The sequence below is a fragment of the Burkholderia sp. B21-005 genome, from assembly GCF_020843965.1.
Lineage (GTDB): Bacteria > Pseudomonadota > Gammaproteobacteria > Burkholderiales > Burkholderiaceae > Burkholderia > Burkholderia ambifaria.
Map to the genome: position 1 here is coordinate 2881666 of NZ_CP086301.1, position 25034 is coordinate 2906699.

Below are 25034 nucleotides of genomic sequence, written 5' to 3' on the forward strand. Positions count from 1 at the left end.
GGCTCCCTGTTATTTCGCGCTCGAAGCAGCGGCGGCGCTCGCCGGCGCTGCGCCCGATGCGGCGGCATCCGATGCGGAGGCACCCGAAGCGGCGGCACCCGAGGCAGCGGCGGCGGCCGGCGCGGCGGATGCGGCTGCACCCGATGCGGCATCGGCGGCCGGCAACTGCGCGGCGACCGACTTCACCGTCGCGCCCGGACGAACCTTCTCGACGCCCTGCACGATCACGCGGTCGCCCGCTTGCAGGCCGCTTTCGACGATCCAGTTCTGACCTTGCATGCCGGTCGTCTTGAGCGGACGCGGCTCGACCTTGTTGCTCGCGTTCACGACCAGCGCGACCGCCTGGCCCTTCGCGTCATGCGTGACGCCGATCTGCGGCACCAGGTACGCGTTCTCGTTCACGCCTTCCTCGATCCGTGCGCGCACGAACATCCCCGGCAGCAGCACGCGGCCCGGGTTCGGGAACACCGCGCGAATCGTCACCGAGCCCGTCGTCTGGTCGACCGTCACGTCCGAGAACTGCAGCTTGCCGGCGTCGGAATAGGTCTTGCCGTCCTCCAGGATCAGCGACACCTTCGCCGCGCCCGGGCCGCTCGTCTTCAGGCGGCCGCTCTGCACGTCCTGGCGCAGCTTCAGCCCCTCGAGGCTCGACTGCGTCAGGTCGACATAGACCGGATCGAGCTGCTGCACCGTCGACATCAGCGTCGCCTGGCTCGCCTGCACGTAAGCGCCCGGCGTGACTTGCGAAATGCCGACGCGGCCGGTGATCGGCGACACGACGTCCGTATAGCCGAGGTTGATCTGCGCGGTATCGACCGCTGCCTTGCCGGCCGCGACGTCCGCAGCCGCCTGCCCTTGCGTGGCCACCGCGTTGTCGTATTCCTGCTTGCTGACCGCGTTCGCGGCCACCAGCACCTTGTAGCGCGCGACCAGTGCGTTCTGCGTGACGAGGTTCGCCTGCGCCTTCGCGAGCGTCGCCTTCGCGCTGTTCAGCTGAGCGATGTACGGTGCCGGGTCGATCTTGTAGAGGCGCTGGCCGGCCTTGACGTCGCCGCCTTCGGTGAATTCACGGCGCAGCACGATGCCGTCGACCCGTGCGCGCACTTGCGCGACGAGGAAGGCGCTGGTGCGGCCCGGCAGTTCGGTGAAGACCGGGACGGCTTGCGGCTGGACGGTGACGACACCGACTTCCGGCGTTTGCGGCGGCGGTGCCGATTCTTTTTTTCCGCAGGCAGCCAGGAAAACCGCGGCTGCCGCGACAGTGATCAAGCGGTATGGAACCCGTTCGACGCGCATGGAGCGACCTCTGTTTGTAACCAATGGAATGAGTGCGGCGCCCCGCGGGAGCGCAACACGGATGCGCCTCGCGGCGCAGATCGAACACCTGAATTACTGGACTGCTGGATACAGCAAGTCGGCACGAGACCTCCATGCCGACGAGATGCCGCGAACTGCGGACTGGTACTTTGGCGGGAATCAGCAGAGTGGGATATTAACTGATTGCCACTTGGGCCATTCGATCGTAGGGTGGTATTGTATATACATTCACGAATGTATGTAAAAAGCCCGATCGCCCGTCGCGACCCGCCCAATCTTACGAATTATTTCCAATCGAGAGCATAGCGGCTCCCGGAGACGGCGACGAGGGTTGCAGACCCTATATTCACCTACGATCGATCCATTCAGGCCTGCACATGGTCAGACGTACCAAGGAGGAGGCGCTCGAGACGCGCAATCGCATTCTCGATGCCGCCGAACACGTATTCTTCGAGAAGGGCGTGTCGCACACTTCGCTCGCGGACATCGCCCAGCATGCCGGCGTGACGCGCGGCGCGATCTACTGGCATTTCGCGAACAAGAGCGAGCTGTTCGACGCGATGTTCGACCGCGTGTTCCTGCCGATCGACGAGCTCAAGCGGATGCCGCTCGACGCGCCCGGCGGCAACCCGCTCGACAAGATCCGCAAGATCCTGATCTGGTGCCTGCTCGGCGTGCAGCGCGACTCGCAGTTGCGACGCGTGTTCAGCATCCTGTTCATGAAGTGCGAATACGTCGCGGACATGGAGCCGCTGCTGCAGCGCAACCGCGCGGGGATGAGCGAGGCGCTGCACGCGATCGATGCCGATCTCGCGGGCGCCGTCAGGCTCAAGCTGCTGCCCGAGCGGCTCGACACGTGGCGCGCGACGCTGATGCTGCACACGCTCGTCAGCGGTTTCGTGCGCGACATGCTGATGCTGCCCGACGAAATCGACGCCGAGCAGCATGCGGAACAACTCGTCGACGGCTGCTTCGACATGATGCGCTACAGCCCGGCGATGCTGAAGACGGGCGACTGACGGGCGCCCCGCCGACGGCGCGACATGCGCCGTTTCATCGTCATTGGTCGGTCAATCCGGCCATGCGCGGGCGGGCAGCGCCGTGCCGCCCGATCGATTCCTCTACTTTCCCCGGTTCGCTCAGGCCGCCTTCGCGCGTTGCGCGCGGGCCCGCCGGTTCGACGCGGCCACCGAATCGCGCGTCGGCATCGCCGCGCCGCCGAGTCCCGCGATCCATGCATCGGTCGACATCACGGCCGCGAAATTCGACTGGAACACCACCGTGTACGCGCGGTGAATCTCCTCGGCGCTCGCCGCGCCCGCTTCGTTCGCGTACGGCAACGCACCGGTTGCATCCGTCAGGTACTCGACGGCGAGCCCCGCATGCGCCGCGTGATAGACCGTCGCCGCATTGCAGTTGTGCGTCATGTAGCCGGCGACCGAGAGCGTGTCGATGCCGTGCGCGTCGAGCCACGCGGCGAGATCGGTGCCGGCGAACGCGCTGGCCTGCGCCTTCACGATCAGGTGCGCATGCGGCCGGTCGGCGACGACCGGATGCAGCGCGACGCCGTCCGTGCCGGGCGCGAAGATCGGTGCACCCGCCGGCGCGACGTGCTGGACGACGATCACGGGCACGCCGGCCGCATGCGCGGCGTCGATCGCGCGGCCGATGTTCGCGAGCGATGTGTCGACGCTCGGATACTCGATCGGCAGGTTGCCCGTCACGTATTCGTTCTGGACATCGATCACGATCAGGGCACGGCGGGAAGCGGAAGGCGATACGGCGTTCGACATGGCAGGCTCCGGGTTCGGCCGCGCCGCCCCGCTCCGAAACGGGGCGGACAGCAGCGCGATGGGATGCATTGTCGGATCGCGTCGCGCTTGACGACAGTGGCCCGATAGCCATTCTTCGATAAAATCGGGCCATCGCCATTCCGGAGCCCGTCATGCGCGCCGCTGCGTCGTCCGTTGCCCCCGCCCCGACCGTCGTCGCCGTGATCGCGTACGACGGCATCAGCCCGTTCCACCTGTCGGTGCCGTCCGTCGTGTTCGGCCAGGAGCGCGATGCGGCCGCGACGCCCGCGTTCGAGTTCCGCGTGTGCTCGGCCGAGCGCGGCCCGCTGTCGACGACGGGCGGCTTCACGATCATCGCGCCGCACGGGCTCGACGCGCTCGACGACGCGGACATCGTCATCGTGCCGGCATGGCGCGATCCGGCCGAAGCGCCGCCGGACGTGCTGGTCGACGCGGTACGCGCGGCGGCCTCGCGCGGCGCGCAGGTCGTCGGCCTGTGCCTCGGCGCGTACGTGCTCGCCGCGGCCGGGCTGCTCGACGGGCGCCCGGCCACGACGCACTGGGCGTGGGCCGACGACTTCGCGCAGCGCTTTCCGCGCGTGAAGCTCGACCCCGACGTGCTGTACGTCGACGACGGCAACCTGATGACGTCGGCCGGCACGGCCGCGGGGCTCGACTGCTGCCTGCACGTGGTGCGGCGGCGCTTCGGCTCGGACGCCGCGAACCAGATCGCGCGCCGTCTCGTGATCCCGCCGCACCGCCAGGGCGGGCAGGCGCAGTACGTGCCGCAGCCGGTCGCCGCGCATCCGCGCGACGCGCGGCTCGCGGGCCTGCTCGACTGGGTGCGCGCGCATCTCGACGTCGCACACAGTGTGGATTCGCTCGCCGAACGCATACTGATGAGCCGGCGCACGTTCACGCGCCACTTCCGCCAGGCGACGGGCACGACCGTCACCGCGTGGCTGCAGGCCGAGCGGCTCACGCGTGCGCAGCATCTGCTGGAAACCACCGGACAGTCGATCGACGCGATCGCGCAGGCGGCCGGCTATGGCTCGAGCGTGTCGCTGCGCCAGCATTTCGCGGGCGCGCTCGGCACGTCGCCGTCGGCATATCGGAGGGAATTTCGCGGGGCCGGGCCCGACGCGCGGCGCTAGTGGGCGCCGCGCCGCCGAGGATCGGCCGGGCAACGCGCCAGCGGGCGCGGCCGCTCAGGCGCCGTTGATCCAGCGCGCCGCATACAGCAGCAACGCGACGAACACGATGATCGCCGCCCATGCCCAGACGGGCAGCGGGCCGGATTCGCGATGATGAACGGCGCTCGCGGCACGGCCGCTCAGCGCGCTGCCGAGGTGCGACGGCAGCGGACGCTTCGCCGCGGCCATCAGCGACGCGGGCCGCAGGAACACATGCTGGCGACGTTGCGGGCTCGAACGCGCGCGGTTCGGCACAAGACCGTGCTTCGCCTGCACGACCGCGCAGAATTCGCGGAAGAAATCGTCGGTCCACTCGTGCAGCGCATTCTCGATCTGCCGCGCCGGCAACTCGGCGAGCGGCCCGCTCGCGGTCGCCCACACCACGTATTCGATGCGCGTCGTGGCCTCGTCGTCGTCCGGCAGCAGCACGAGCTCGACCTGCCCGCGCAGCGCGCCGAGGCCGTCGGCCCGCGCCTTGAAGTTGAGCACGCGGCGCGGCTGCCCTTCCGCGTCGCCCTGTTCGCTCGCCGAATGCGCCCGCACGTCGTAGCGCGCACGCAGCGGGCCGAGCGGGACCGTGATCGTCAGCGCGAACTCGCCGTGCGCGAGCTTCACGAACGATTCGCAATGGTCGAAGCTGGCCCGCAGCAACGCGAGATCCTCAAGTGCCTCACGCACGACAGCCGGCGCGAGCGGTACGCGTAACGTGTCGGTCAGTTCCATGATGCCTCCCCCGATGAACCGACGCCGTCTCAGGACGTCTCGATGAGATTGTCGACCCGTGCGACATCGAAGGCGACGTAGTGCGCGAGCACGGACGCGGTCTCCCCCGGTTCCTCGTAACTCCACGCGGCGTTCTCGATCACGCCGTCTTCGGTCTGCAGGTGGAAATACACGGCCAGGCCCCTCAGCGGACACGCCGTCGTGACGCTCGACTTCACGAGCCGCTGCATGTTGACGTCGCCGCGCGGCAGGTAATGAATATCCGGCAGGCCCGTTTCGCGCACGGTCAGTGCGCCCTGCGAGTCGGCGTACGTGATGCCGCGATGAATCACGCGCACGCGATGGCGGTTCGGCACGATTTCTAGGCGAGGGTCGGCGGCATCGGACATCGTTTCTTCTCCGGGCGGCGGCCCCGGCGGGCAAGCCGGGTACAGGAAACGAAAAAGCCACGGCACAGGTGCCGTGGCTCTCATTATGGGCGAAACTGCACCCGATTGCGCGACCAGGCCGGGCCCGCGCGATCCGCTATTGCGTATTCCACCGGAACGCGGCCTTCGCGCCGCCCTTCGCACCGACCGTGACCGCGCGCGATTCGTCGCTGCCCTGGTACGACGCGTGAACGGTGTAGCGCCCCGGCGGCAGCTTCACGAGCATGTATGGCCCGCGCGCGTCCGTCTTCAGCAATTCGGTGCCCTTGGCGTCGACGATCCGCACATGGACGTCGGCCAGGAATTCGCCGCCCGCGCCGGTGAAACGCAGCGCCAGCGGCCACGCCGCTTCGCTTTGCTCGAATGCCGTCGATTGATCCTTGCCGATGCCGCCTGATACATAGCTGACATCGCCCTGCTGGCTCGCCGCGGGCAAGCCGTCCGATTGCGCGTAGGCGCCGGGCGCGGCGCCGACAAGGCCGGCGGCCAGTGCCGCGGCGGCGGCAATTCGGGACACGTTGCGTAGATATTGCATGGCTCTCTCCTTTCGGGTCGGAACACAGCACCACGGGGCCGAACGCCGGCAGCGCCCGCGAGGGCCGGCGAGGCCGGCCCGCAACGGCCGCCGGTCAGCTCAGGTCGACCGGCACGAAGATCTGTGCATTATCGCGCTGAATCAGGAGAGCAAGACTGTTGCCCGCTCCCTTGACCGCATCGCGCAATTGCTCGGCGCTCGTGACCGGGCGGCCGTTGACCGCCAGGATCACGTCGCCGGGCTGGATGCCCGCGGTCGCGGCCGGCCCGCCGGCCTGCTGCACGATCAGCCCGTGCGACAGGTTGGCGGCGCTGCGCTCCTGCGGCGTGAGCGGCCGCACCGCGACGCCGAGGCGCCCCTGCTCGACCGGGCCGCCGTCGTTCGACGCGAGCTTCGCGTCGGTCATCGCGCCGAGCGTCACGCTGATCGACTTCTTCGACTTGTCGCGCCACACCTGCAGGTCGGCCTTCGAGCCCGGCTTCAGGTTCGCGATCTGCGCGGGCAGCGACGTCGAGTCGGCCACCGGCGAGCCGTTCACCCCCAGGATCACGTCGCCCGGCTGCAGGCCGGCCTTCGCGGCCGGGCCGTTCGGGTCGACCGAGCTGACGAGCGCGCCGTCCGGCTTCTGCAGCCCGAACGAGCTCGCGAGCGTCTGGTTCAGCCCCTGCACGGCGACGCCGAGGCGGCCGCGGCTCACGTGGCCCGTCTTCACGAGCTCGTCCTTGACCTTGATCGCCTCGTTGATCGGGATCGCGAACGACAGGCCCTGGAAGCCGCCCGTCTGCGAGTAGATCATCGAGTTGATGCCGATCACCTCGCCCTGCAGGTTGAACAGCGGGCCGCCCGAGTTGCCGGGGTTCACCGGCACGTCGGTCTGGATGAACGGCGTGTAGTTCTCGTCGGGCAGCGCGCGCGATTTCGCGCTGATGATGCCGGACGTGACCGTGTTGTCGAAGCCGTACGGCGAGCCGATCGCGACAACCCACTGGCCGACCTTGCTCTGGCCCGGGTCGCCGATCTTCACGGTCGGCAGGCCGCTCGCGTCGATCTTCAGCACCGCGACGTCGGACTGCTTGTCGGAGCCGACGACCTTCGCCTTGTACTCGCGCTTGTCGGTCAGCTTGACCGTGACGACGTTCGCGCCGTCGATCACGTGCGCATTGGTGAGGATGTACCCGTCGGCGCTGACGATGAATCCCGAACCGAGGCTCGCGCTCGGCTGGTCGTCCGGCTGCGCGTCGCCGCCCATGCCCGGCACCTGGCCGTAGAAGTGCTTGAAGAACTGGTAGAACGGATCGCTCGGATCCATCGGCAGCTGCGGCTGCTGCACCCGTCGCGACACCTGCTTCACGACGTGCTTCGCGCTGATGTTCACGACCGCCGGGCCGTAGGTTTCGACCAGCCCGGAGAAATCGGGAATGCCGGTCTTCGCCGCGGCCTCGGCCGGCATCAGCGCAGCGGCCTGCGCGGGCGTGATGATCTGCGGATCGGCGCGGCGGGTGCCCGCGACATAGCCGGCGGACAGGGCGGCCGCCACGGCGACCGCGACGGCGCCGCGCGCAAGGAATCGGGTGTTCATCGTAGGACCTCCTCTTTGTTAGGACGCAGCGTAACGACCCTGACTTAAAGGAGGCTTAATCGACCTCAAGCGAGGCCTGGACCCTGTTCACGCTGATGACGGGCTGGCGCCGGCGCCCGCGCGGCGCCGCGCATCATGCGGATTCGGAAGCCTGTGCCGGCATCTCGGCGTCGCGGAACACGACGCTCACGAGCAGGCCGCCCGCGGCCGCGTCGCCGAGCGACACCGTCGCGCCCTGCTGCGCCGCCACGCGCTTGACGATCGCGAGCCCGAGCCCGCTGCCCGACACGTCGGCGCGCGCCCGCGCGGAGCTGTCGCGGTAGAAGCGGTCGAACACGCGCTCGCGCTCGTCGGCCGGGATGCCGGGCCCGCTGTCGCCGATCTGCACGCACGCGCGGCCGGCCGCGTCGCGCGTCAGCGACACGTCGATGCGGCCGCCGTCGGGGGTGTACTTCACCGCGTTGTCGAGCAGGTTGCCGAACATCACGCGCAGCGCGCCGACGTCCGCGACGACGGTCGCCGCGCGGGTCTCCTCGAAGCCGAGATCGATATGATGCCGCTGCGCGAGCGGCGCATGCGCGGCCACGCATTCGACGAGCAGCGCCTGCAGATCGATCGGCTCGCGCATCGTCGCGCCGTCCGGTTCGGCGCGCGCGAGCGCGAGCAGTTGCTCGGTGAGACGCGTCGCGCGCGACACGCCGTCCTGAAGATCCGTAATCGCCTCGCGACGCGATGTATCGTCCTTCGCGCGGGCGACGAGCTGCGCCTGGATCTGCACGGCCGCGAGCGGCGTGCGCAGTTCATGCGCGGCATCGGCGACGAAGGCCTTCTGCGTGTCGAGCGCCGCCGACAGCCGCGCGAGCAGCCCGTTCAGCGCGCGCACGAGCGGCTGCACCTCGAGCGGCAGGCCCGCATCGTGCAAGGGATCGAGCGCTTCCGGGCGGCGCGCCTCGACCGCGCGCGTCACGCGGGCGAGCGGCGCGAGCCCGCGCCCGACGATCACCCAGACCGCCGCGCCGAGGAACGGCAGCAGCACGATCAGCGGCCACAACGTACGCAGCGCGACGTTCGCCGCGAGCCGGTTGCGCACCGACAGCGGCTGCGCGAGCTGCACGACGTTGTCGCCGACGATCGCGCCGTACACGCGCCATTCGCCGCGATCGGTGCGCTCGGTCGAGAAGCCGAGTTCCGCCCGCGGCGCGATCGGCGCGCGCGGATGCGAGAAGTACATCAGCACGCCGTTGCGGTTCCAGATCTGGATCACGATGCCTTCGTCGCCGTTGGTGCGCGAACCGAACACCTGCGAGAACGGCTCGGACGGCAGTGCCGCGGCGATTTCCTGCAGCTGGTAGTCGAACAGCTCGTTCGCTTCGGCGAGCGCCTGCCGGTAAATCAGCCAGCCCGCGAGGCCCACGCCGGCGACAACGATCGCGAGCAGCCAGATCAGCAATTGATGACGAATCGACCTCACGCGTCAGCTTTCCTTGACGACCATGTAGCCGAGCCCGCGCACGTTGCGGATCAGGTCCGAACCGAGCTTCTTGCGCAGCGCGTGGATGTAGACCTCGACCGTGTTGCTGCCGATCTCCTCGCCCCAGCCGTACATCTTCTCCTCGAGCTGGCTCTTCGACAGCACCGCGCCGGGCCGCGCCAGCAGCGCCTGGAGCAGCGCGAACTCGCGCGCGGACAGCGCGACGGGCGCGCCGTCGAGCGTCACCTGGTGCGACGCGGGATCGAGCGTCAGCGCGCCGTGGCGGATCAGCGACTCGCTGCGCCCGGCCTGGCGGCGAATCAGCGCGCGCATCCGCGCGCCCAGTTCGTCGAGGTCGAACGGCTTGACGAGGTAGTCGTCGGCGCCCGCGTCGAGCCCCTTCACACGATCGGCGACCGCATCGCGCGCGGTGACGATCAGCACCGGCAGCGACTGCCCGCGCGAGCGCAGCGTGCGCAGCACGTCGATGCCGTCGCGCTTCGGCAAGCCGAGATCGAGCAGCAGCAGGTCGTACGCCTCGCCGCCGAGCGCCGTGAGCGCGGCGTCGCCGTCCTGCACCCAGTCGACCGCGAAGCCGTCGGCGCGCAACGCCTTGCGTACGCCTTCGGCAATCATTCGATCGTCTTCAACAAGGAGAATCCGCATCGGAACCGGAACCCATGGGGCGAGTCAACATGGCGACCATTGTAGCGCCGCGAATCGCGTGCGCCCCCTGCAATGCAACAGAAAGGCGGATTGCAAGGGACGTGTCCGCACTTGTCTCTACAATGTGCGCTCCGGCGCCCCGCGCGCCCTGCCCGAACCCCTGCATTTCCCGTATTCGCCCATGCCGATTTCCGATCTCTCCGCCCGGTTCGCGCCCCGCGCCCGCCTCTGCCTGCGTGCGGCCGCCGTCGTCGCCACCTGCACGGCCCTTGCGTTCGCACCTTCCGCGCAGGCCCGCAAGAAGCCCCTCAAGGAAGCGCGCAAGACCGTCGTCGTGTCGCCCGCCGCGCGCGCGGCCGGCCTGCCGGCGTCCGTGCTCGTCGCGCTGCAGCGCGCGAAGGTGCCGGCATCGGCGATGAGCGTCGTCGTCGAGCGCGTCGGCAATCCCGAGCCGCTGATCGAATGGAACGCGAACCGGCCGATGCTGCCGGCATCGACGATGAAGCTCGTCACGACCTTCTCGGGCCTGTCGATCCTCGGCCCCGACTTCCGCTGGCGCACCACCGCGTATGCGGACGGCCAGGTCGATCCGGACGGCACGCTGGAGGGCAACCTGTACATCAAGGGCACCGGCGATCCGAAGCTCGTGCCCGAGGAGTTGATCGACCTCGTCGACAAGCTCCGCAAGGCGGGCATCAAGCGCGTGGCCGGCGGCCTCGTGCTCGACAAGAGCTATTTCGCTGCGTCGACGCGCGACCTGCCGTCGTTCGACGACGACGTGAGCGCACCGTACAACGTCGGCCCCGATCCGCTGCTGTACGCGTTCAAGGCCGTGTCGTTTACGGTGACGCCGGGCGACGACGGCAAGGTCGCCGTCGATGTGCTGCCGCCGCTCGCGAACCTGTCGATCGACAACCAGCTGTACGAAGGCAGCGGATCGTGCGGCGCGGCTGCCGCGGCCGCGCGTCCGACGCTGTCGGCCGGCAGCGGGATCATGACCGCGTCGTTCGCCGGCGACTATCCGCTGCACTGCGGCGCGCGCACGACCAATCTCGCGATCCTCGATCACACGACGTTCTTCGCGCGCGGCTTCCTCGCGCTGTGGCAGCAGGACGGCGGCACGATCGCAGGACCGGTCAGCGAAGGCAAGGTGCCGACCACCGCGCGCCCGCTCGCCGTCCATCACAGCCCGGTGCTCGGCAGCATCGTCTACGACATCAATAAGTTCAGCAACAACGTGATGGCGCGCAACCTGTTCCTGACGATCGGCGCGGTCGCCGGCAAGCCGCCCGCGACACCCGAGCAGTCGAGCCGCGCGATTCACGCGTTCCTGCAGAAGAGCGGGATCGCGATGCCCGACCTCGCGCTCGAGAACGGCTCGGGCCTGTCGCGCGACGAGCACGTGAGCGCGCTGTCGCTCGCCGCGCTGCTGCAGGCCGCGAACGCGAGCCCGGTCGCGCAGGCGTTCGTCGATTCGCTGCCGGTCGCCGGCATCGACGGCACCATGAAGAACCGCCTGACCAACGCCGGCGTGCTCGGCAATGCGCACATCAAGACGGGCACGCTGCGCGACGTGCGCGCGATCGCGGGCTACGTCGCGGGCGCGGACGGCCAGAGCTACGTCGTCGTCAGTTTCATCAACGACGATCACGCGGAAGCCGCGCGCGCCGCGCACGACACGCTGCTCGAATGGATCTACGCGGGCGCGCACTGACGGCGCGCGCGGCGCGACGCGGCGCAGCCGCGCACCGCCCGCGCGCTGCGCCATAAAACGGGGCCGCACCGCGCGGCCCCGTTGCACATGGTTTCCGTAGAAACCCTGTCCTCAGAGGGAACCCTCTACGCTGCCCTCTCGCCTAGCGCGTGGCGATTGCGTAGGCTGTTGGCCTGACCGATATCTACAACGGGCCATGGGCCCGGCCTCACGGCTTGCAGGGGAAAGGAGGAGACACGTCCATGCGATTCGACGTCGAATTGCTTCTGCTCGCGCTGGCGCCCGTCTTCCTGCTCTGCATCGCGTGGGAGGCCTGGCACCTCGCCCGCACGCGCGCGCAGGACCCTGTCTATGCGTGGCGCGACACGCTGTGCAACGCGGCGCTCGCGCTGATGCACCAGGGCGCCGACAAGCTCGCGTGGCTGTTCGTGATCCCCGTTTATGCGTACTGCTACGCACATTTCCGGCTGTTCACGTGGCACGACGGCTGGCTGTCGTTCGCCGTGCTGTTCATCGGCCAGGACTTCCTCTACTACGTGTTCCATCGCGCGAGCCATCGCGTGCGCTGGCTGTGGGCCGCGCACGTCGTGCACCACTCGTCCGAGCGGATGAATTTCTCGACCGCGTTCCGGCAGAGCCTGATGTATCCCGTCGCGGGCATGTGGGCGTTCTGGCTGCCGCTCGCGTTCGTCGGCTTTCCGCCGCAGCAGATCGTCGGCGTCGTGCTGATCAACCTCGCGTTCCAGTTCTTCGTGCACACGCAGGCGATCGGCAAGCTCGGCTGGCTCGAATACGTGCTCAACACGCCGTCGATCCATCGCGCGCACCATGCCCGCAACCCGCGCTACATCGACCGCAATTACGCAGGTGTGCTCGTGATCTGGGATCGCCTGTTCGGCAGCTACGTCGAGGAGTCGCCCGACGATCCGCCGCGCTATGGGATCGTCGAGCCGCTCGGCTCGAACAACCCGCTCGTCGCGACGTTCCACGAGTGGGTGTCGATGGCGGCCGACGCGTTGCGCATCGACGGATGGCGCAACAAGCTGCGCGCGATTTTCGGCCCGCCCGAATGGGCGAGCGCTTATCATGCGCAGATTGCAGAGGCCGCGAACCAGGATCCGCGCGCCGTGCCGCTTGCGGCTGCGCGTGACCAATAAACCGTTTCAGCCAACGGCCGCCGCGCAGCCCGGAACCGGGCAGGCACGCGGCAGATGAGAAACACATCAGGCCATATCTACGAGGAGATCGAACGATGCAATCACAACAACACGCACCTTCCCGCACCCGGCAGCGCATGCTGCGCACCGCGCAGGTCGCGATCGCCGGCGCCGCGCTCGCGCTGCTCGCCGCCTGCGGCGGCGGCGACGACAACAACAGCAGCGCGTCGAACACGCCGCCGTCGGGCGTGAAGATGCAGATCGTATCGTTCGGCGACAGCCTGTCCGACGCCGGCACCTACTCGCAGATCAAGCTCGGCTTCGGCGGTGGCCGCTTCACGACCAACCCGGGGCAGGTGTGGACGCAGGACGTCGCGCAGTACTACGGCGACACGCTGCAGCCCGCGAACCAGGGCGGCTTCGGCATTCCGCTGCAGGCCACGGGCGCCCTCGGCTACGCACAGGGCGGCTCGCGCGTGACGCTGCAGCCGGGCATCGGCCACGCGGCCTCGAGCGTGCCGAACGCCGACTACGCCCAGGCCACGACGACGCCGATCGCCGATCAGGTCAAGCAGTACCTGACGCAGCACGGCAGCTTCAATGCCGGCCAGATCGTGCTGATCAACGGCGGCGCGAACGACATCTTCTATCAGGCGCAGGTCGCGCAGGCGCAAGGCAACACACCGGCCGCGCAACTCGCGGCCGCGCAGGCGATCGGGCTGGCCGCGCAGCAGCTCGGCGGCATCGTCCAGCAGATCGTCGCGGCCGGTGCGTCGCACGTGTTCGTCGCGAACGTGCCGGACATGGGCGGCACGCCGCTCGCGCTGCAGGGCGGCACGCAGGCCGCGTTCACGCAACTGTCGGGGCTCTTCAACCAGACGCTGGTCGGCACGCTCGCCGCACTGAAGGTCGACACGACGAAGTATGTGGTGGTCGATTCGTTCAAGTGGCAGGACGGCATCGCGGCCAACTACCAGGCGAACGGCTTCAGCGTGTCGAACACCGACACCGGCTGCAACCTGAAGGCGATGGTAGCGGCGGCGACCCAGTACGGCGTCGCGGATGCGACCGCCTTCGGCTCGTCGCTGTTCTGCTCGCCGCAGACCTACACGACCGCCAACGCGGACCAGACCTACATGTTCGCCGACCTGGTCCACCCGACGACGCACCTGCACGCGCTGTTCGCGCAGTACGTCGAGAAGCAGATCGCGGCATCGGGCGTTGGCAAGTAAGCCGCCTGCCACGCGCTCAAACGAAAACGCCCGACCGGTTCGCCAGTCGGGCGTTTTTTTATTCCGGATCGGATGCGCGACGCTGCGTCAGTCGTGCGCTTCGAATGCCGCGGCCGCGCGGCCGAGCCGGTCGTTGACCGCAATCCATTCGACGGTGTCCGGCAGCTTCTCGACGAGAATCCGCGCGACGTCCGCACGATCGAGCGCGCGCAGCATGCCGTACAGGTCGCGCGCATACGCCTGCGGATCTTCCGGCGCCGCGACGAAATGCACGCCGTCGGCCTGCGCCCAGCGTCCCGCGCGCGACGCGCGTGCGACGAGCGCGACGCGTTCGCCATCGGTCTGCGCGGCCGCGAGCAGCGGCTCGAGCGCATCGAACGGCAGCAGCGAGAGCGGCGTGCGCGGCGCGTAATGGGCCTTCAGCGTGCCGGACGCGCGCGGCGCGGTCGCGTCGCCGCCGTCGGGCAGGCGCGGCGCGCGGCCGAGCACGTCGGCGATCTGCCGCGGCGTCACGTGGCCCGGGCGCAGCAGCGCCGGGAAGCCGCGCGACAGGTCGAGGATCGTCGATTCGATGCCGACTTCGGACGCGCCGCCGTCGAGCACATGCACCGTGTCGCCGAATTCGTCGCGCACGTGCTGAGCGGTAGTCGGGCTCACATGGCCGAAGCGGTTCGCGGACGGCGCGGCAACGCCGCCATGGCCGCCGCGCCGCGCGCTGAACGCGGCCAGCAGCGCCTGCGCGACCGGATGCGACGGGCAGCGCAGGCCGACCGAATCCTGCCCGCCGCTCACGGCGTCCGGAATGCGCGCATGGCGCTTCAGGATCAGCGTCAGCGGGCCCGGCCAGAATGCATCGATCAGCGCCTGTGCATCGGCCGGCAGGTCGTCGGCCCAGTAGCCCGGATCACCGCCCGGCGGCAGATGCACGATCACCGGATGGTTCGCCGGGCGCCCTTTCGCCGCGTAGATGCGCGCGACGGCTTCGGGATTCGCCGCGTCGCCGCCGAGTCCGTACACGGTTTCGGTCGGGAATGCGACGAGCTGCCCCGCGTCGAGCAGCGCGGCGGCCGCGTCGATCTGCGCGCGCGTCACGGAGTTCGGGAGATCGATGGACATCGGCTGGCGCCTCAGTCGAGCGGCACGCGCAGCAGCTGCGCACACGCGGTGGCAGCGGCGACGGCGGCGTCGCGCGTCTCGGCCGTGAAGTTCACGTGGCCCATCTTGCGGCCGACGCGCGCTTCTTCCTTGCCGTACAGGTGCAGGTGCGCGGCCGGCATCGCGGCGACCGTGTCCCACGGCGGCGTGACGGCCTCGGCCGCCCCACCATTGGGGAACCACACGTCGCCGAGGATGTTCAGCATCGCGGCCGGCGAATGCTGGCGCGGGTTGCCGAGCGGCATGCGCGTCATTGCGCGCACCTGCTGCTCGAACTGGCTCGTTGCGCACGCATCGACCGTGTAGTGGCCGGAGTTGTGCGGGCGCGGCGCCATTTCGTTCGCGACGAACGAGCCGTCTTCCAGCACGAAGAATTCGACGCACAGCACGCCGACGTAGCCGAGCGTATCGGCGATCCGGACGGCCGCCTGTTGCGCCTCTTCGACACGCGCGGCATCGGCGGCCGGCGCCGGCACGATGGTTAGCGCGAGGATGCCGTTGTGATGCACGTTCTGCGCGAGCGGGAAGGCGGCCGAGCGGCCGTCCGCGCCGCGCGCGATCAGCGCGGACACTTCGTACTTCAGCGGCAGGCGCTTTTCGAGCACGCACGGCACGCCACCGAGCGCCGCATGCGCATCGCGCGCTTCCCGCGCGGTGCTCACGCGCACCTGGCCCTTGCCGTCATAGCCGAGACGCGCCGTCTTCAGGATGCCCGGCAGCACCGCGTCGAGCGCGGCATCGTCGAGCGCGGCCAGTGCCGCCGCCGATTCGATCACGACGTGCGGCGCGACCGGCACGCCGGAGGCCTCGATGAAACGCTTCTCCGCGATCCGGTCCTGCGCGACCGCGACGCAGCGGCCGGCCGGCGCGACAAACGTCGTGCGTGCGAGAAAATCGAGGCTCGCGGCCGGCACGTTCTCGAATTCAGTCGACACGGCTTCGCACAGTCCGGCCAGCTCGGCGAGCGCGGCTTCGTCGTCGTAGGCCGCGCGCAGGTGGCGGTCGGCGACCGCGCCGGCAGGGCTCGCCGGATCGGGATCGAGCACGGCGACGCGATAGCCCATCGACTGGGCGGCAAAGCAGAACATGCGGCCGAGCTGGCCACCGCCGACCATGCCCAGCCACGCGCCGGGCAGGATCGGGGAAACGGAATCAGGAGTTGCGGTCATGTCAGTGGTCGGTCGCGGCGGGCGCTGCCCGCCGCTGTGAGGAAAGTCAGGCGGCCGCCGGAATGGCAGTGCGGCCGCCGGTGTGCCGTCATGCCAGCGGCGGCAGCACCATGGCGTGCGCAGCTTCGTTCTGGCGCACGCGGAACGCGGCAAGCCGGTTCGCATAGTCGACCGACGTGCCGGACAGGATCGACACCGCGAACAGCGCGGCGTTCGCGGCGCCGGCCTCGCCGATCGCGAACGTCGCGACCGGCACGCCCTTCGGCATCTGCACGATCGAGTGCAGCGAATCGACGCCCTTCAGGTACTTGCTCGCGACCGGCACGCCGAGCACCGGTACCGTGGTTTTCGCGGCCAGCATGCCGGGCAGGTGCGCGGCACCGCCGGCGCCCGCGATGATCGCGCGCAGCCCGCGCTCGCGCGCCTTCTCCGCATAGTCGAACATCTCGTCGGGCATCCGGTGCGCGGACACGACCTTCGCTTCGTACGGCACGCCGAATTCCTGCAGGATCGCGACCGCGTTCTTCATCACGTCCCAGTCGGAACTCGAACCCATCAGCACGCCGATGAGCGGCGCGCTGTGCGTGTGGGCGGTCTGGACTTCACTCATTTTCGTATGTCCTTGTCGACCCGAGTTAGCGCTTCAGCGCTTACTCGGGTCCCATGCAAAGCTCGCTCAGGCGAGCGGCTGGCCGGTGATGCGCTCGAGCGCTTCCTGGTACTTCGCGGCCGTCTTCTCGACGACGTCGGCCGGCAGCGCGGGCGCCGGTGCGGTCTTGCCCCACGGCTGCGTCTCGAGCCAGTCGCGCACGAACTGCTTGTCGAACGACGGCGGGTTGGTGCCGACCTGGTACTGGTCGGCCGGCCAGAAGCGCGACGAATCGGCCGTCAGCACTTCGTCCATCAGGTACAGCTTGCCGTGATTGTCGAGGCCGAATTCGAACTTCGTGTCGGCGATGATGATGCCGCGCGTCGCCGCGTAGTCGGCCGCTTCCTTGTACAGGCGGATCGAGATGTCGCGAATCGTCGCGGCCAGCTCGGTGCCGATGCGGCGCTCGGTTTCCTCGAACGTGATGTTCTCGTCGTGCTCGCCCAGCTCGGCCTTCGCGGCCGGCGTGAAGATCGGCTCGGGCAGCTTCTGCGCGTTCTGCAGGCCTTCCGGCAACTGCACGCCGCACACGGCGCCCGACGCCTGATATTCCTTCCAGCCGCTGCCGGCCAGGTAGCCGCGCACGACCGCTTCGATCATGATCGGCTCGAGGCGCTTGACGACCACGCCGCGGCCCTTGACCTGCTCGACCTCGTCGGCCGCGACGACCGCTTCCGGCGCATCGCCCGTCAGGTGGTTCGGCACGATGTGCGCGAGCTTGTCGAACCAGAAGTTCGCCATCTGGTTCAGCACGCGGCCCTTGTTCGGAATCGGCTCGCCCATGATCACGTCGAATGCCGACAGGCGATCGGTCGTGACGATCAGGAGCTTGTCGTTGCCGACCGCGTAGTTATCGCGGACCTTGCCGCGACCGAGGAGCGGCAGCGAGCGGAGCGTGGATTCGTAAAGGGTAGACATCGTCTTTTCGCAGATAAGGAGCCAAACAAAAAGGGAAACGCCGTTCCCCGCGGCAGGCGGGAACGGCGGTCTTGCAATGCGTCGGCGAACCGGCGGGCGATCGTGCCCACCGGTTGCCGGCCGGCCCTCGTTCGGCCGGACGGAACGGCTGCCGGGGCCGGATCAGATCCGGCAGCGGGCAGCCGGCCCCAGCCTTTCGGCGGGGCAATCGTACTACAGTCTCAGCGCACGACCTGCGCGAGCGCGCCGGACTTGTACTGTTCGGCGATCTTGTCGAGCGACACCGGCTTGATCTTCGCGGCCTGGCCTTCGCAGCCGAACGCGAGGTAGCGGTCGACGCATACCTTCTTCGCCGCTTCACGCGCGGGCTTCAGGTAGTCGCGCGGATCGAACTTGCCCGGGTTCTCGAACAGGTAGCGGCGGATCGCGCCGGTGATCGCGAGACGCAGGTCGGTGTCGATGTTGATCTTGCGCACGCCGTGCTTGATGCCTTCCTGGATTTCCTCGACCGGCACGCCGTAGGTTTCCTTCATGTCGCCGCCGAACTGGCGGATTTCTTCCAGCAGCTCCTGCGGCACCGACGACGAACCGTGCATCACCAGGTGCGTGTTCGGGATGCGTGCGTGGATTTCCTTGATGCGCTGGATCGACAGGATGTCGCCCGTCGGCTTCTTCGAGAACTTGTACGCGCCGTGCGACGTGCCGATCGCGATCGCGAGCGCGTCGCACTGCGTGAGCTTCACGAAGTCGGCCGCCTGCTCCGGATCGGTCAGCAGCTGCTCGCGGGTCATCGTGCCTTCCGCGCCGTGGCCGTCTTCCTTGTCGCCCTTCATCGTCTCGAGCGAGCCGAGCACGCCGAGTTCGGCTTCGACCGTCACGCCGATCGAGTGCGCCATCTCGACGACCTTGCGCGACACGTCGACGTTGTACTCGTACGAGGCGACCGTCTTGCCGTCGGCTTCGAGCGAACCGTCCATCATCACGCTGGTGAAGCCGCTGCGGATCGCGCCCATGCAGACTGCCGGCGACTGGCCGTGGTCCTGGTGCATCACGACCGGGATATGCGGATACGACTCGACCGCCGCTTCGATCAGGTGGCGCAGGAACGGCTCGCCCGCGTACTTACGCGCGCCGGCCGATGCCTGCATGATCACGGGCGCGCCGACCTGATCCGCCGCCGCCATGATCGCCTGGACCTGCTCCAGGTTGTTCACGTTGAAGGCCGGCAGGCCGTAACCGTGCTCTGCCGCGTGGTCCAGCAATTGACGCATTGATACGAGAGGCATTGTGGAACTCCTTGGAATGAAAACCGGTGCGCCCTGACGCCGGCGCGGCGCTCGCTCCCCGTTCGAACCGGGGCGGCACGGCGCGGCTGAGCGTCGAATAGCGGCATTTTATCGCGAAGCGCCTCCGATTCCGACCGCCCGGTGGCGCGTACTCGCAATTTGTTACCTTCGCACGGCACAATGCGGGCAAAAAACAGAAAAAAAGCCGCGCGGGGTATCAGACCCCGCGCGGCTTCCGTCAGTAAACGGTGCCCGATCAGCTCGGGCGGGCCGGCGGGCCGGCCCGGCGCATGCCGGCGCTCTCAAGAAAACGCCGGGCCGCCCCCAGGTTTTCCTGCCCCCCTCGGGGGCTTGGCGCGAAGCGACAGGTTTGGGGGCGCTCAGCTCAGCTCAGTAATGCTCGCCGACCCGCACGATCTTCAGCGTGTTGGTGCCGCCCGCCTGCCCCATCGGCTCGCCGACGGTCAGCACGACCATGTCGCCGTGCTGCACGTAGCCCTGCTTGACGACGATCTCGAGCGCCGCCTGCAGCGCCGAGTCGCGGTCGCTGTTGAAGTCGACATGCAGCGGCGTCACGTTGCGGTACAGCGCCATCGTGCGCTCGCTGCCGACGCGCGGCGTCAGCGCGAAGATCGGTACGTGCGTGTAGTGACGCGACATCCACAGCGCGGTTGCGCCCGATTCGGTCAGCGCGATGATCGCCTTGGCACCCAGGTGATAGGCGGTGAACAGCGCGCCCATCGCGATCGACTGGTCGATCCGCGTGAACGTGCGGTCGAGGAAATCCTTGTCCAGTTCGACGTGCTCGGACTTTTCCGCCTCGACGCACACGGCCGCCATCGTCTCGATCGTGACGACCGGGTACTTGCCGGCGGCCGTCTCGGCCGACAGCATCACCGCGTCGGTGCCGTCGAGCACCGCGTTCGCGACGTCCGACACTTCCGCGCGGGTCGGCACGGGTGCGAGGATCATCGACTCCATCATCTGCGTCGCGGTGATCACGAGCTTGTTCGACTCGCGCGCCATCCGGATCATCCGCTTCTGCAGCGCCGGCACGGCCGCGTTGCCGACTTCCACCGCGAGGTCGCCGCGCGCGACCATGATGCCGTCGGACGCGTCGAGGATGCTCTGCAGCGCCGGAATCGCCTCCGCGCGCTCGATCTTCGCGATCATCTTCGGCTTGATGCCGTAAGGCGCGCCCGCGATGTTCGCGAGCTGGCGCGCCATTTCCATGTCGGTCGCGTTCTTCGGGAACGACACCGCGACGAGATCCGCGCCGAGCGACATCGCCGTGCGGATGTCCTCCATGTCCTTCGCGGTCAGCGCGGGCGCCGACAGGCCGCCGCCCTGGCGGTTGATCCCCTTGTTGTTCGACAGCTCGCCGCCCACCTTGACGACCGTGTGGATCTCGTCGCCGAGCACGCGCTCGACGGTCAGCACGATCAGGCCATCGTTCAGCAGCAGCAGGTCGCCCGGCTTCAGGTCACGCGGCAGTTCCTTGTAGTCGAGGCCGACGCGCTCGTCGTTGCCGAGCTCGCAGCCCGCGTCGAGGATGAAGGCCTGGCCCGGCTCGAGCGTCGTCTTGCCGTTCTCGAACTTGCCGACGCGGATCTTCGGGCCCTGGAGGTCGGCCATGATCGCGATCTCGCGGCCCACCTTGCGGGCGGCCTCGCGCACCATCTCGGCGCGCTGGCGGTGATCGTCGGCCGTGCCGTGCGAAAAATTGAGCCGCACGACGTCGAGGCCCGCCTGCATCATCTGCAGCAGAATCTCCGGCGAACTGGAAGCCGGGCCGATCGTGGCGACTATCTTGGTGGCGCGCTGCATGAAACTCCTCATCTGGATCAAGGTGGATGCGCTGGGTGAAACGCTGCGAGAGCCGGAATCGGCAGGCCCAGCGGCCGCCGTTCCGGGGGGCGTGCCGGTGCTTGCGCCCGGCATCGCTTTGTTCTGAATCTCGTGGTGCTGCACGGCCGCGTCGCCGGCGGCCGCCGGTGCGCGCGGGGCTGAGTTCGCCCGCGCGGGCGCGCGTTTGCGCTTGCCCGCGCCGGCCGGCTGCTCCGCTCTCGCGGAGCGCGCGGCCCTGGTCACCCCTGCGCGCGCCGCCACGCTCAGGCCGCCCGCGTTTCGAGCACTTCCACCGCCGGCAGCTTCTTCCCCTCGAGGAACTCAAGGAAGGCGCCGCCGCCGGTCGAGATATAGCTGACCTGGTCGTGGATGCCGTACTTCGCGATGGCCGCGAGCGTGTCACCGCCGCCCGCGATCGAGAACGCGGACGATTTGGCGATCGCTTCGGCGAGCGTCTTGGTGCCGTTGCCGAACTGGTCGAACTCGAACACGCCGACCGGACCGTTCCACACGATCGTGCCGGCCTTCTCGAGCTGGCTCGCGAGCGCCTTGGCCGTATCCGGGCCGATGTCGAGGATCATGTCGTCCGCTTCGATGTCGGCGACCTGCTTCACCGTGGCCACGGCCGTCGGCGAGAATTCCTTGGCCGTCACGACGTCGGACGGGATCGGCACCGACGCGCCGCGCTCGCGCGCTTCGTCGATGATCGCCTTCGCCTCGGCGACGAGATCGGCTTCCGCGAGCGACTTGCCGATCGACAGGCCGACCGCGAGCATGAACGTGTTCGCGATGCCGCCGCCGACGATCAGCTGGTCGACCTTCCCGGCGAGCGACTTGAGAATGGTCAGCTTGGTCGACACCTTCGAACCGGCGACGATCGCCACCAGCGGGCGGGCCGGGTTGCCGAGCGCCTTGCCGAGCGCGTCGAGTTCGGCGGCCAGCAGCGGGCCCGCGCACGCGACCGGCGCGTACTTCGCGATCCCGTGGGTGGTCGCTTCCGCGCGATGCGCGGTGCCGAACGCGTCGTTCACGTACACGTCGCAGAGCTTCGCCATCTTCTGCGCGAGCTCGTCCGAATTCTTCTTCTCGCCCTTGTTCACGCGGCAGTTCTCGAGCAGCACGACCTGGCCCGGCGCGACGTTCACGCCGTTCTCGACCCAGTTCGGGACCAGCGGCACGTCGCGGCCGAGCAGTTCGGCGAGGCGCTTCGCGACCGGCGCGAGCGAGTCTTCGGGCTTGAATTCGCCTTCGGTCGGACGACCGAGGTGCGACGTGACCATCACGGCCGCGCCGGCGTCGAGCGCGGCCTGGATGGCCGGCACGGACGCGCGCACGCGCGTGTCTTCGGTGATGTTGCCGTGATCGTCCTGCGGGACGTTCAGGTCGGCGCGGATGAACACCCGCTTGCCGGCGAGCTGGCCGGCGGCGATCAGGTCGGTAAGACGCTTGACTTGGCTCATGTTGAACAGATTGAAGTAGTGGATGGGGAAAGGGGGTTCACGCTGGACGTGCGCGGGCAGCCGCGAAAGGGCGCCGGATGCGGCCGTGGCTGGCGGTTCGCATGACGCGCACGGGTAAAAAATCTCGAACGGGCATTCTAGCCGATCCATCCGGCAGACTGACCCGTGCGGCGGCGAATTCCGCCTATTTGGGATCGCACGCGGCCGCCGACACATTGCCGCAATGCAGCAATGCGCAGGCGCAAGCGGCCGGGGCCCGGCTGGCCGGCGCGGCGATTCGTCAGAAGATCAGGCGCAGCGCGGTGAAGACCAGCATTCCGATGACGATCGTGCCGAGCATGCTGTGCCGCCACAAAAACCAGCCGAGGCCGGCGAGCGCCGCGTAGAACGGATGGTTGGACAGCGCGAACGACAGCCCGGCCGGCGTTTCGAGCACGTCGGGCAGCACGACCGCGACGAGCGCGGCGGCCGGCGCGTAGCGCAGCGCGCGCTGCGCACGCTCGGGCAGCACGGTGCGTTCGCCGCCGAGCAGGAACAGCGCGCGCGTGACGGCCGTGACGATCGTCATCCCGACGATCACGATCCAGATTTCCGTCGCGCTCATTCGATTTCCTTCTCGTGCACGGTTTCGGTGCGGATGCGGCGCCAGTCGGCGCGTTCGACGAAGAAATCGGCCGTGCAGCCGGCCGCGAGCGCGGCCAGCACCGCGATCGGCAGCGCGAGCCGGTACGGCAGGTCGAACGCGATCAGCGACACGATGCCCGCGACCGCGACGGCGGCGAGCGTCGAGCGGTTCGCGACCGCCGACACCATGATCGGGATCAGCGCGAGCGTGCCGGCCAGCTCCAGCCCCCAGCTCGCGGGAAAGACGCTCGCGAGCAGGATGCCGGCGAGCGACGACACCTGCCACGACAGCCAGCTCGCGAGCGCCATCCCCCAGAAGTAGGCTTCCTTGCCCGGCACCTGGCCATAGGCAAAGCCCTGTTTCTGGAACAGCAGGTAGATCACGTCGCCGTTGAAATAGCCGATCGCGAGGCGCCGCCACAGCGGCAGGTAGGAAAAATGGGGAGCAAGCCCGGCGCTGAAGATCACGAAGCGCAGGTTGACCATCGCGGCCGTGAGCAGGATCGTCCAGATCGGCAGCTTCGCGACGAGGAGCGGCAGCACCGCGAGCTGCGACGAGCCCGCGTAGACCAGGATCGACATCGCGCTCGCCTGCCCGAGCGTCATCACCGACTTGCTCATCGCGACGCCCGTGACGAGCCCCCACGAGAGGATTGCCATCAGTGTCGGGGAATAGTCGCGCGCGCCCTGGATCAGCGCGAAGCGGTCGGTGGCGGACAATCGAGCGAGCATCGGAAAGCGGGCCGCGGCGGGCGGTTCGTGCGGGCTCCGGCGTCTCCTGCCGGCACGGCCCGTCGTTATTGGAATCGGTACCGGACGATTATAGCCTCGGCCCTGCGCCGACCGACCGGCTCGACACCAAATGACGCTAAAATAAGCGTCTTTCCGGCTCAATGCTGCACACAAGCCGCTGTACCCAATTGCTTCACAGGAGAACCCCATGTCAATGGCCGACCGCGACGGCAAGATCTGGATGGACGGCAAGCTGATCGACTGGCGCGACGCCAAGATCCACGTCCTGACGCATACGCTGCACTACGGCATGGGCGTCTTCGAGGGCGTGCGCGCGTACCGGACGGCCGACGGCAGCACCGCGATCTTCCGCCTGCACGAGCACACCAAACGTCTGCTGAATTCGGCGAAGATCTTCCAGATGGACGTGCCGTTCGACCGGGAAACCCTCGAAGCCGCGCAGCTCGAAGTCGTGCGCGAGAACAAGCTCGAGTCGGGCTACCTGCGCCCGATCATCTGGGTCGGCTCGGAAAAGCTCGGCGTGTCCGCGAAGGGCAACACGATCCACGTCGCGATCGCCGCGTGGCCGTGGGGCGCGTACCTCGGCGAGGAAGGTCTCGCGAAGGGCATCCGCGTGAAGACGTCGTCGTTCACGCGCCACCACGTGAACGTGTCGATGGTGCGCGCGAAGGCGTCGGGCTGGTACGTGAACTCGATCCTCGCGAACCAGGAAGCGACCGCCGACGGCTACGACGAAGCGCTGCTGCTCGACGTCGACGGCTACGTGTCGGAAGGCTCCGGCGAGAACTTCTTCCTGGTAAACAACGGCAAGCTGTACACGCCCGACCTGTCGTCGTGCCTCGACGGCATCACGCGCGACACGATCATCACGCTCGCGAAGGACGCAGGCATCCAGGTGATCGAGAAGCGCATCACGCGCGACGAGGTCTACACGGCCGACGAAGCGTTCTTCACGGGCACGGCCGCCGAAGTCACGCCGATCCGCGAACTCGACAACCGCACGATCGGCAGCGGCGCGCGCGGCCCCGTGACGGAAAAGCTCCAGTCGGCGTTTTTCGATATCGTGTCGGGCAAGAACGCGAAGTACGCGCACTGGCTGACGAAGGTCTGAGCGCGCCGCGCCACCGACCGCCCCATCAAAGAGTGATAAGAGAAAGTCTCATGAGTGAAATCAAGGAAATGCCGCTGGTCGAACTGACGGCCAAGGATCTCCCCGCCTACTGCCCGAACCCGGCCATGGCGCGCTGGAGCGCGCACCCGCGCGTGTTCATCGACGTCTCGCACGGCGAGGCGCGCTGCCCGTACTGCGGCACGCGCTACAAGCTGCGCGACGGCGAGGTGGTCAAGGGCCATTGAGCCCGGCC

25 protein-coding genes are annotated in these 25034 nt (G+C 68.5%); 8 read left to right on the plus strand and 17 right to left on the minus strand.

The window, feature by feature from the left end; translation table 11 throughout:
* Nucleotides 1–9: 9 nt before the first annotated feature.
* Nucleotides 10–1296 carry an efflux RND transporter periplasmic adaptor subunit gene (locus tag LMA02_RS13430; protein WP_228905514.1) on the minus strand — a complete coding sequence of 429 codons (1287 nt, stop codon included), beginning with the start codon at nt 1294–1296 and terminating at the stop codon, nt 10–12.
* A gap of 398 nt (nt 1297–1694) precedes the next feature.
* Between LMA02_RS13430 and LMA02_RS13435 the strand changes: the two genes are divergently transcribed.
* A complete protein-coding gene (locus tag LMA02_RS13435; RefSeq protein WP_166725180.1) occupies nt 1695–2336 on the plus strand; it encodes a TetR family transcriptional regulator in 642 nt (213 codons plus the stop codon).
* A gap of 120 nt (nt 2337–2456) precedes the next feature.
* Here the strand turns inward: LMA02_RS13435 and LMA02_RS13440 are convergent, their stop codons facing one another.
* The gene (locus tag LMA02_RS13440; RefSeq protein ID WP_228905515.1) at nt 2457–3110 is read right to left on the minus strand and encodes a cysteine hydrolase family protein; all 654 of its coding nucleotides are present in this window, start codon (nt 3108–3110) and stop codon (nt 2457–2459) included.
* Between the two features lie 152 nt (nt 3111–3262).
* On the opposite strand from LMA02_RS13440, the gene LMA02_RS13445 reads away from it, so the two are divergent.
* Nucleotides 3263–4264, plus strand: a complete 1002-nt coding sequence (locus LMA02_RS13445; RefSeq protein ID WP_228905517.1) for a helix-turn-helix domain-containing protein — start codon at nt 3263–3265, stop codon at nt 4262–4264.
* Nucleotides 4265–4318: 54 nt separating this feature from the next.
* Here the strand turns inward: LMA02_RS13445 and LMA02_RS13450 are convergent, their stop codons facing one another.
* The 6 genes from LMA02_RS13450 to LMA02_RS13475 form a co-directional block, all read right to left on the minus strand.
* Nucleotides 4319–5026 (minus strand): CoxG family protein, encoded by a 708-nt coding sequence (locus LMA02_RS13450; RefSeq protein ID WP_228905519.1) that lies wholly within the window; start codon nt 5024–5026, stop codon nt 4319–4321.
* Between the two features lie 29 nt (nt 5027–5055).
* Nucleotides 5056–5415: a DUF427 domain-containing protein gene (locus tag LMA02_RS13455; RefSeq protein ID WP_228905521.1), complete on the minus strand. Its 360-nt coding sequence runs from the start codon at nt 5413–5415 to the stop codon at nt 5056–5058.
* 136 nt (nt 5416–5551) lie between these two features.
* The gene (locus LMA02_RS13460) at nt 5552–5989 is read right to left on the minus strand and encodes a carboxypeptidase-like regulatory domain-containing protein (protein WP_228905523.1); all 438 of its coding nucleotides are present in this window, start codon (nt 5987–5989) and stop codon (nt 5552–5554) included.
* Nucleotides 5990–6083: 94 nt separating this feature from the next.
* Complete coding sequence (locus LMA02_RS13465; protein WP_166725175.1) at nt 6084–7568, minus strand: DegQ family serine endoprotease; 1485 nt, start codon at nt 7566–7568, stop codon at nt 6084–6086.
* A 133-nt stretch (nt 7569–7701) separates the two neighbouring features.
* A complete protein-coding gene (locus LMA02_RS13470; RefSeq protein WP_228905525.1) occupies nt 7702–9039 on the minus strand; it encodes an ATP-binding protein in 1338 nt (445 codons plus the stop codon).
* Nucleotides 9040–9042: 3 nt separating this feature from the next.
* Complete coding sequence (locus LMA02_RS13475; RefSeq protein ID WP_228905527.1) at nt 9043–9705, minus strand: response regulator; 663 nt, start codon at nt 9703–9705, stop codon at nt 9043–9045.
* A 181-nt stretch (nt 9706–9886) separates the two neighbouring features.
* Here LMA02_RS13475 and dacB point away from each other — a divergent pair, with 181 nt between their 5' ends.
* From dacB to LMA02_RS13490, 3 genes are all read left to right on the plus strand, one after another.
* Nucleotides 9887–11419 carry a D-alanyl-D-alanine carboxypeptidase/D-alanyl-D-alanine-endopeptidase gene (gene dacB / locus LMA02_RS13480; protein WP_228905535.1) on the plus strand — a complete coding sequence of 511 codons (1533 nt, stop codon included), beginning with the start codon at nt 9887–9889 and terminating at the stop codon, nt 11417–11419.
* Between the two features lie 242 nt (nt 11420–11661).
* Nucleotides 11662–12576: a sterol desaturase family protein gene (locus LMA02_RS13485; RefSeq protein WP_175669933.1), complete on the plus strand. Its 915-nt coding sequence runs from the start codon at nt 11662–11664 to the stop codon at nt 12574–12576.
* Nucleotides 12577–12671: 95 nt separating this feature from the next.
* Nucleotides 12672–13808, plus strand: a complete 1137-nt coding sequence (locus LMA02_RS13490; protein WP_228905537.1) for an SGNH/GDSL hydrolase family protein — start codon at nt 12672–12674, stop codon at nt 13806–13808.
* 87 nt (nt 13809–13895) lie between these two features.
* Here LMA02_RS13490 and LMA02_RS13495 read toward each other — a convergent pair whose 3' ends face one another.
* The 6 genes from LMA02_RS13495 to pyk form a co-directional block, all read right to left on the minus strand.
* Complete coding sequence (locus tag LMA02_RS13495; RefSeq protein ID WP_228905539.1) at nt 13896–14924, minus strand: L-threonylcarbamoyladenylate synthase; 1029 nt, start codon at nt 14922–14924, stop codon at nt 13896–13898.
* Between the two features lie 11 nt (nt 14925–14935).
* Nucleotides 14936–16132, minus strand: a complete 1197-nt coding sequence (locus LMA02_RS13500) for a 5-(carboxyamino)imidazole ribonucleotide synthase (RefSeq protein WP_006749979.1) — start codon at nt 16130–16132, stop codon at nt 14936–14938.
* Nucleotides 16133–16220: 88 nt separating this feature from the next.
* Complete coding sequence (purE, locus tag LMA02_RS13505; protein WP_006749978.1) at nt 16221–16742, minus strand: 5-(carboxyamino)imidazole ribonucleotide mutase; 522 nt, start codon at nt 16740–16742, stop codon at nt 16221–16223.
* A gap of 66 nt (nt 16743–16808) precedes the next feature.
* Nucleotides 16809–17699: a phosphoribosylaminoimidazolesuccinocarboxamide synthase gene (locus LMA02_RS13510; protein ID WP_006749977.1), complete on the minus strand. Its 891-nt coding sequence runs from the start codon at nt 17697–17699 to the stop codon at nt 16809–16811.
* 221 nt (nt 17700–17920) lie between these two features.
* Nucleotides 17921–18985, minus strand: a complete 1065-nt coding sequence (gene fba, locus LMA02_RS13515) for a class II fructose-bisphosphate aldolase (protein ID WP_011657813.1) — start codon at nt 18983–18985, stop codon at nt 17921–17923.
* Between the two features lie 390 nt (nt 18986–19375).
* Nucleotides 19376–20812, minus strand: a complete 1437-nt coding sequence (gene pyk / locus LMA02_RS13520) for a pyruvate kinase (RefSeq protein ID WP_011657814.1) — start codon at nt 20810–20812, stop codon at nt 19376–19378.
* Here pyk and LMA02_RS35260 point away from each other — a divergent pair.
* Nucleotides 20811–20939 (plus strand): hypothetical protein, encoded by a 129-nt coding sequence (locus LMA02_RS35260; protein ID WP_256097633.1) that lies wholly within the window; start codon nt 20811–20813, stop codon nt 20937–20939. The genes pyk and LMA02_RS35260 overlap by 2 nt on opposite strands.
* A gap of 157 nt (nt 20940–21096) precedes the next feature.
* Here the strand turns inward: LMA02_RS35260 and LMA02_RS13525 are convergent, their stop codons facing one another.
* The 3 genes from LMA02_RS13525 to LMA02_RS13535 all read right to left on the minus strand — a co-directional run bounded on the left by LMA02_RS13525 (nt 21097) and on the right by LMA02_RS13535 (nt 23649).
* The gene (locus tag LMA02_RS13525; RefSeq protein WP_228905544.1) at nt 21097–22293 is read right to left on the minus strand and encodes a phosphoglycerate kinase; all 1197 of its coding nucleotides are present in this window, start codon (nt 22291–22293) and stop codon (nt 21097–21099) included.
* A gap of 280 nt (nt 22294–22573) precedes the next feature.
* Entirely contained in the window at nt 22574–22897 is a 324-nt protein-coding gene (locus LMA02_RS13530; protein WP_228905545.1) for an AzlD domain-containing protein, read from the minus strand.
* Nucleotides 22894–23649, minus strand: a complete 756-nt coding sequence (locus LMA02_RS13535; protein WP_175656354.1) for an AzlC family ABC transporter permease — start codon at nt 23647–23649, stop codon at nt 22894–22896. The genes LMA02_RS13530 and LMA02_RS13535 overlap by 4 nt, the downstream gene beginning before the upstream one ends.
* Before the next feature lie 208 nt (nt 23650–23857).
* On the opposite strand from LMA02_RS13535, the gene LMA02_RS13540 reads away from it, so the two are divergent.
* Both LMA02_RS13540 and LMA02_RS13545 read left to right on the plus strand, forming a co-directional pair.
* Entirely contained in the window at nt 23858–24781 is a 924-nt protein-coding gene (locus LMA02_RS13540; protein WP_228905546.1) for a branched-chain amino acid transaminase, read from the plus strand.
* Nucleotides 24782–24831: 50 nt separating this feature from the next.
* Complete coding sequence (locus LMA02_RS13545) at nt 24832–25026, plus strand: zinc-finger domain-containing protein (protein WP_006749970.1); 195 nt, start codon at nt 24832–24834, stop codon at nt 25024–25026.
* Nucleotides 25027–25034 lie beyond the last annotated feature (8 nt).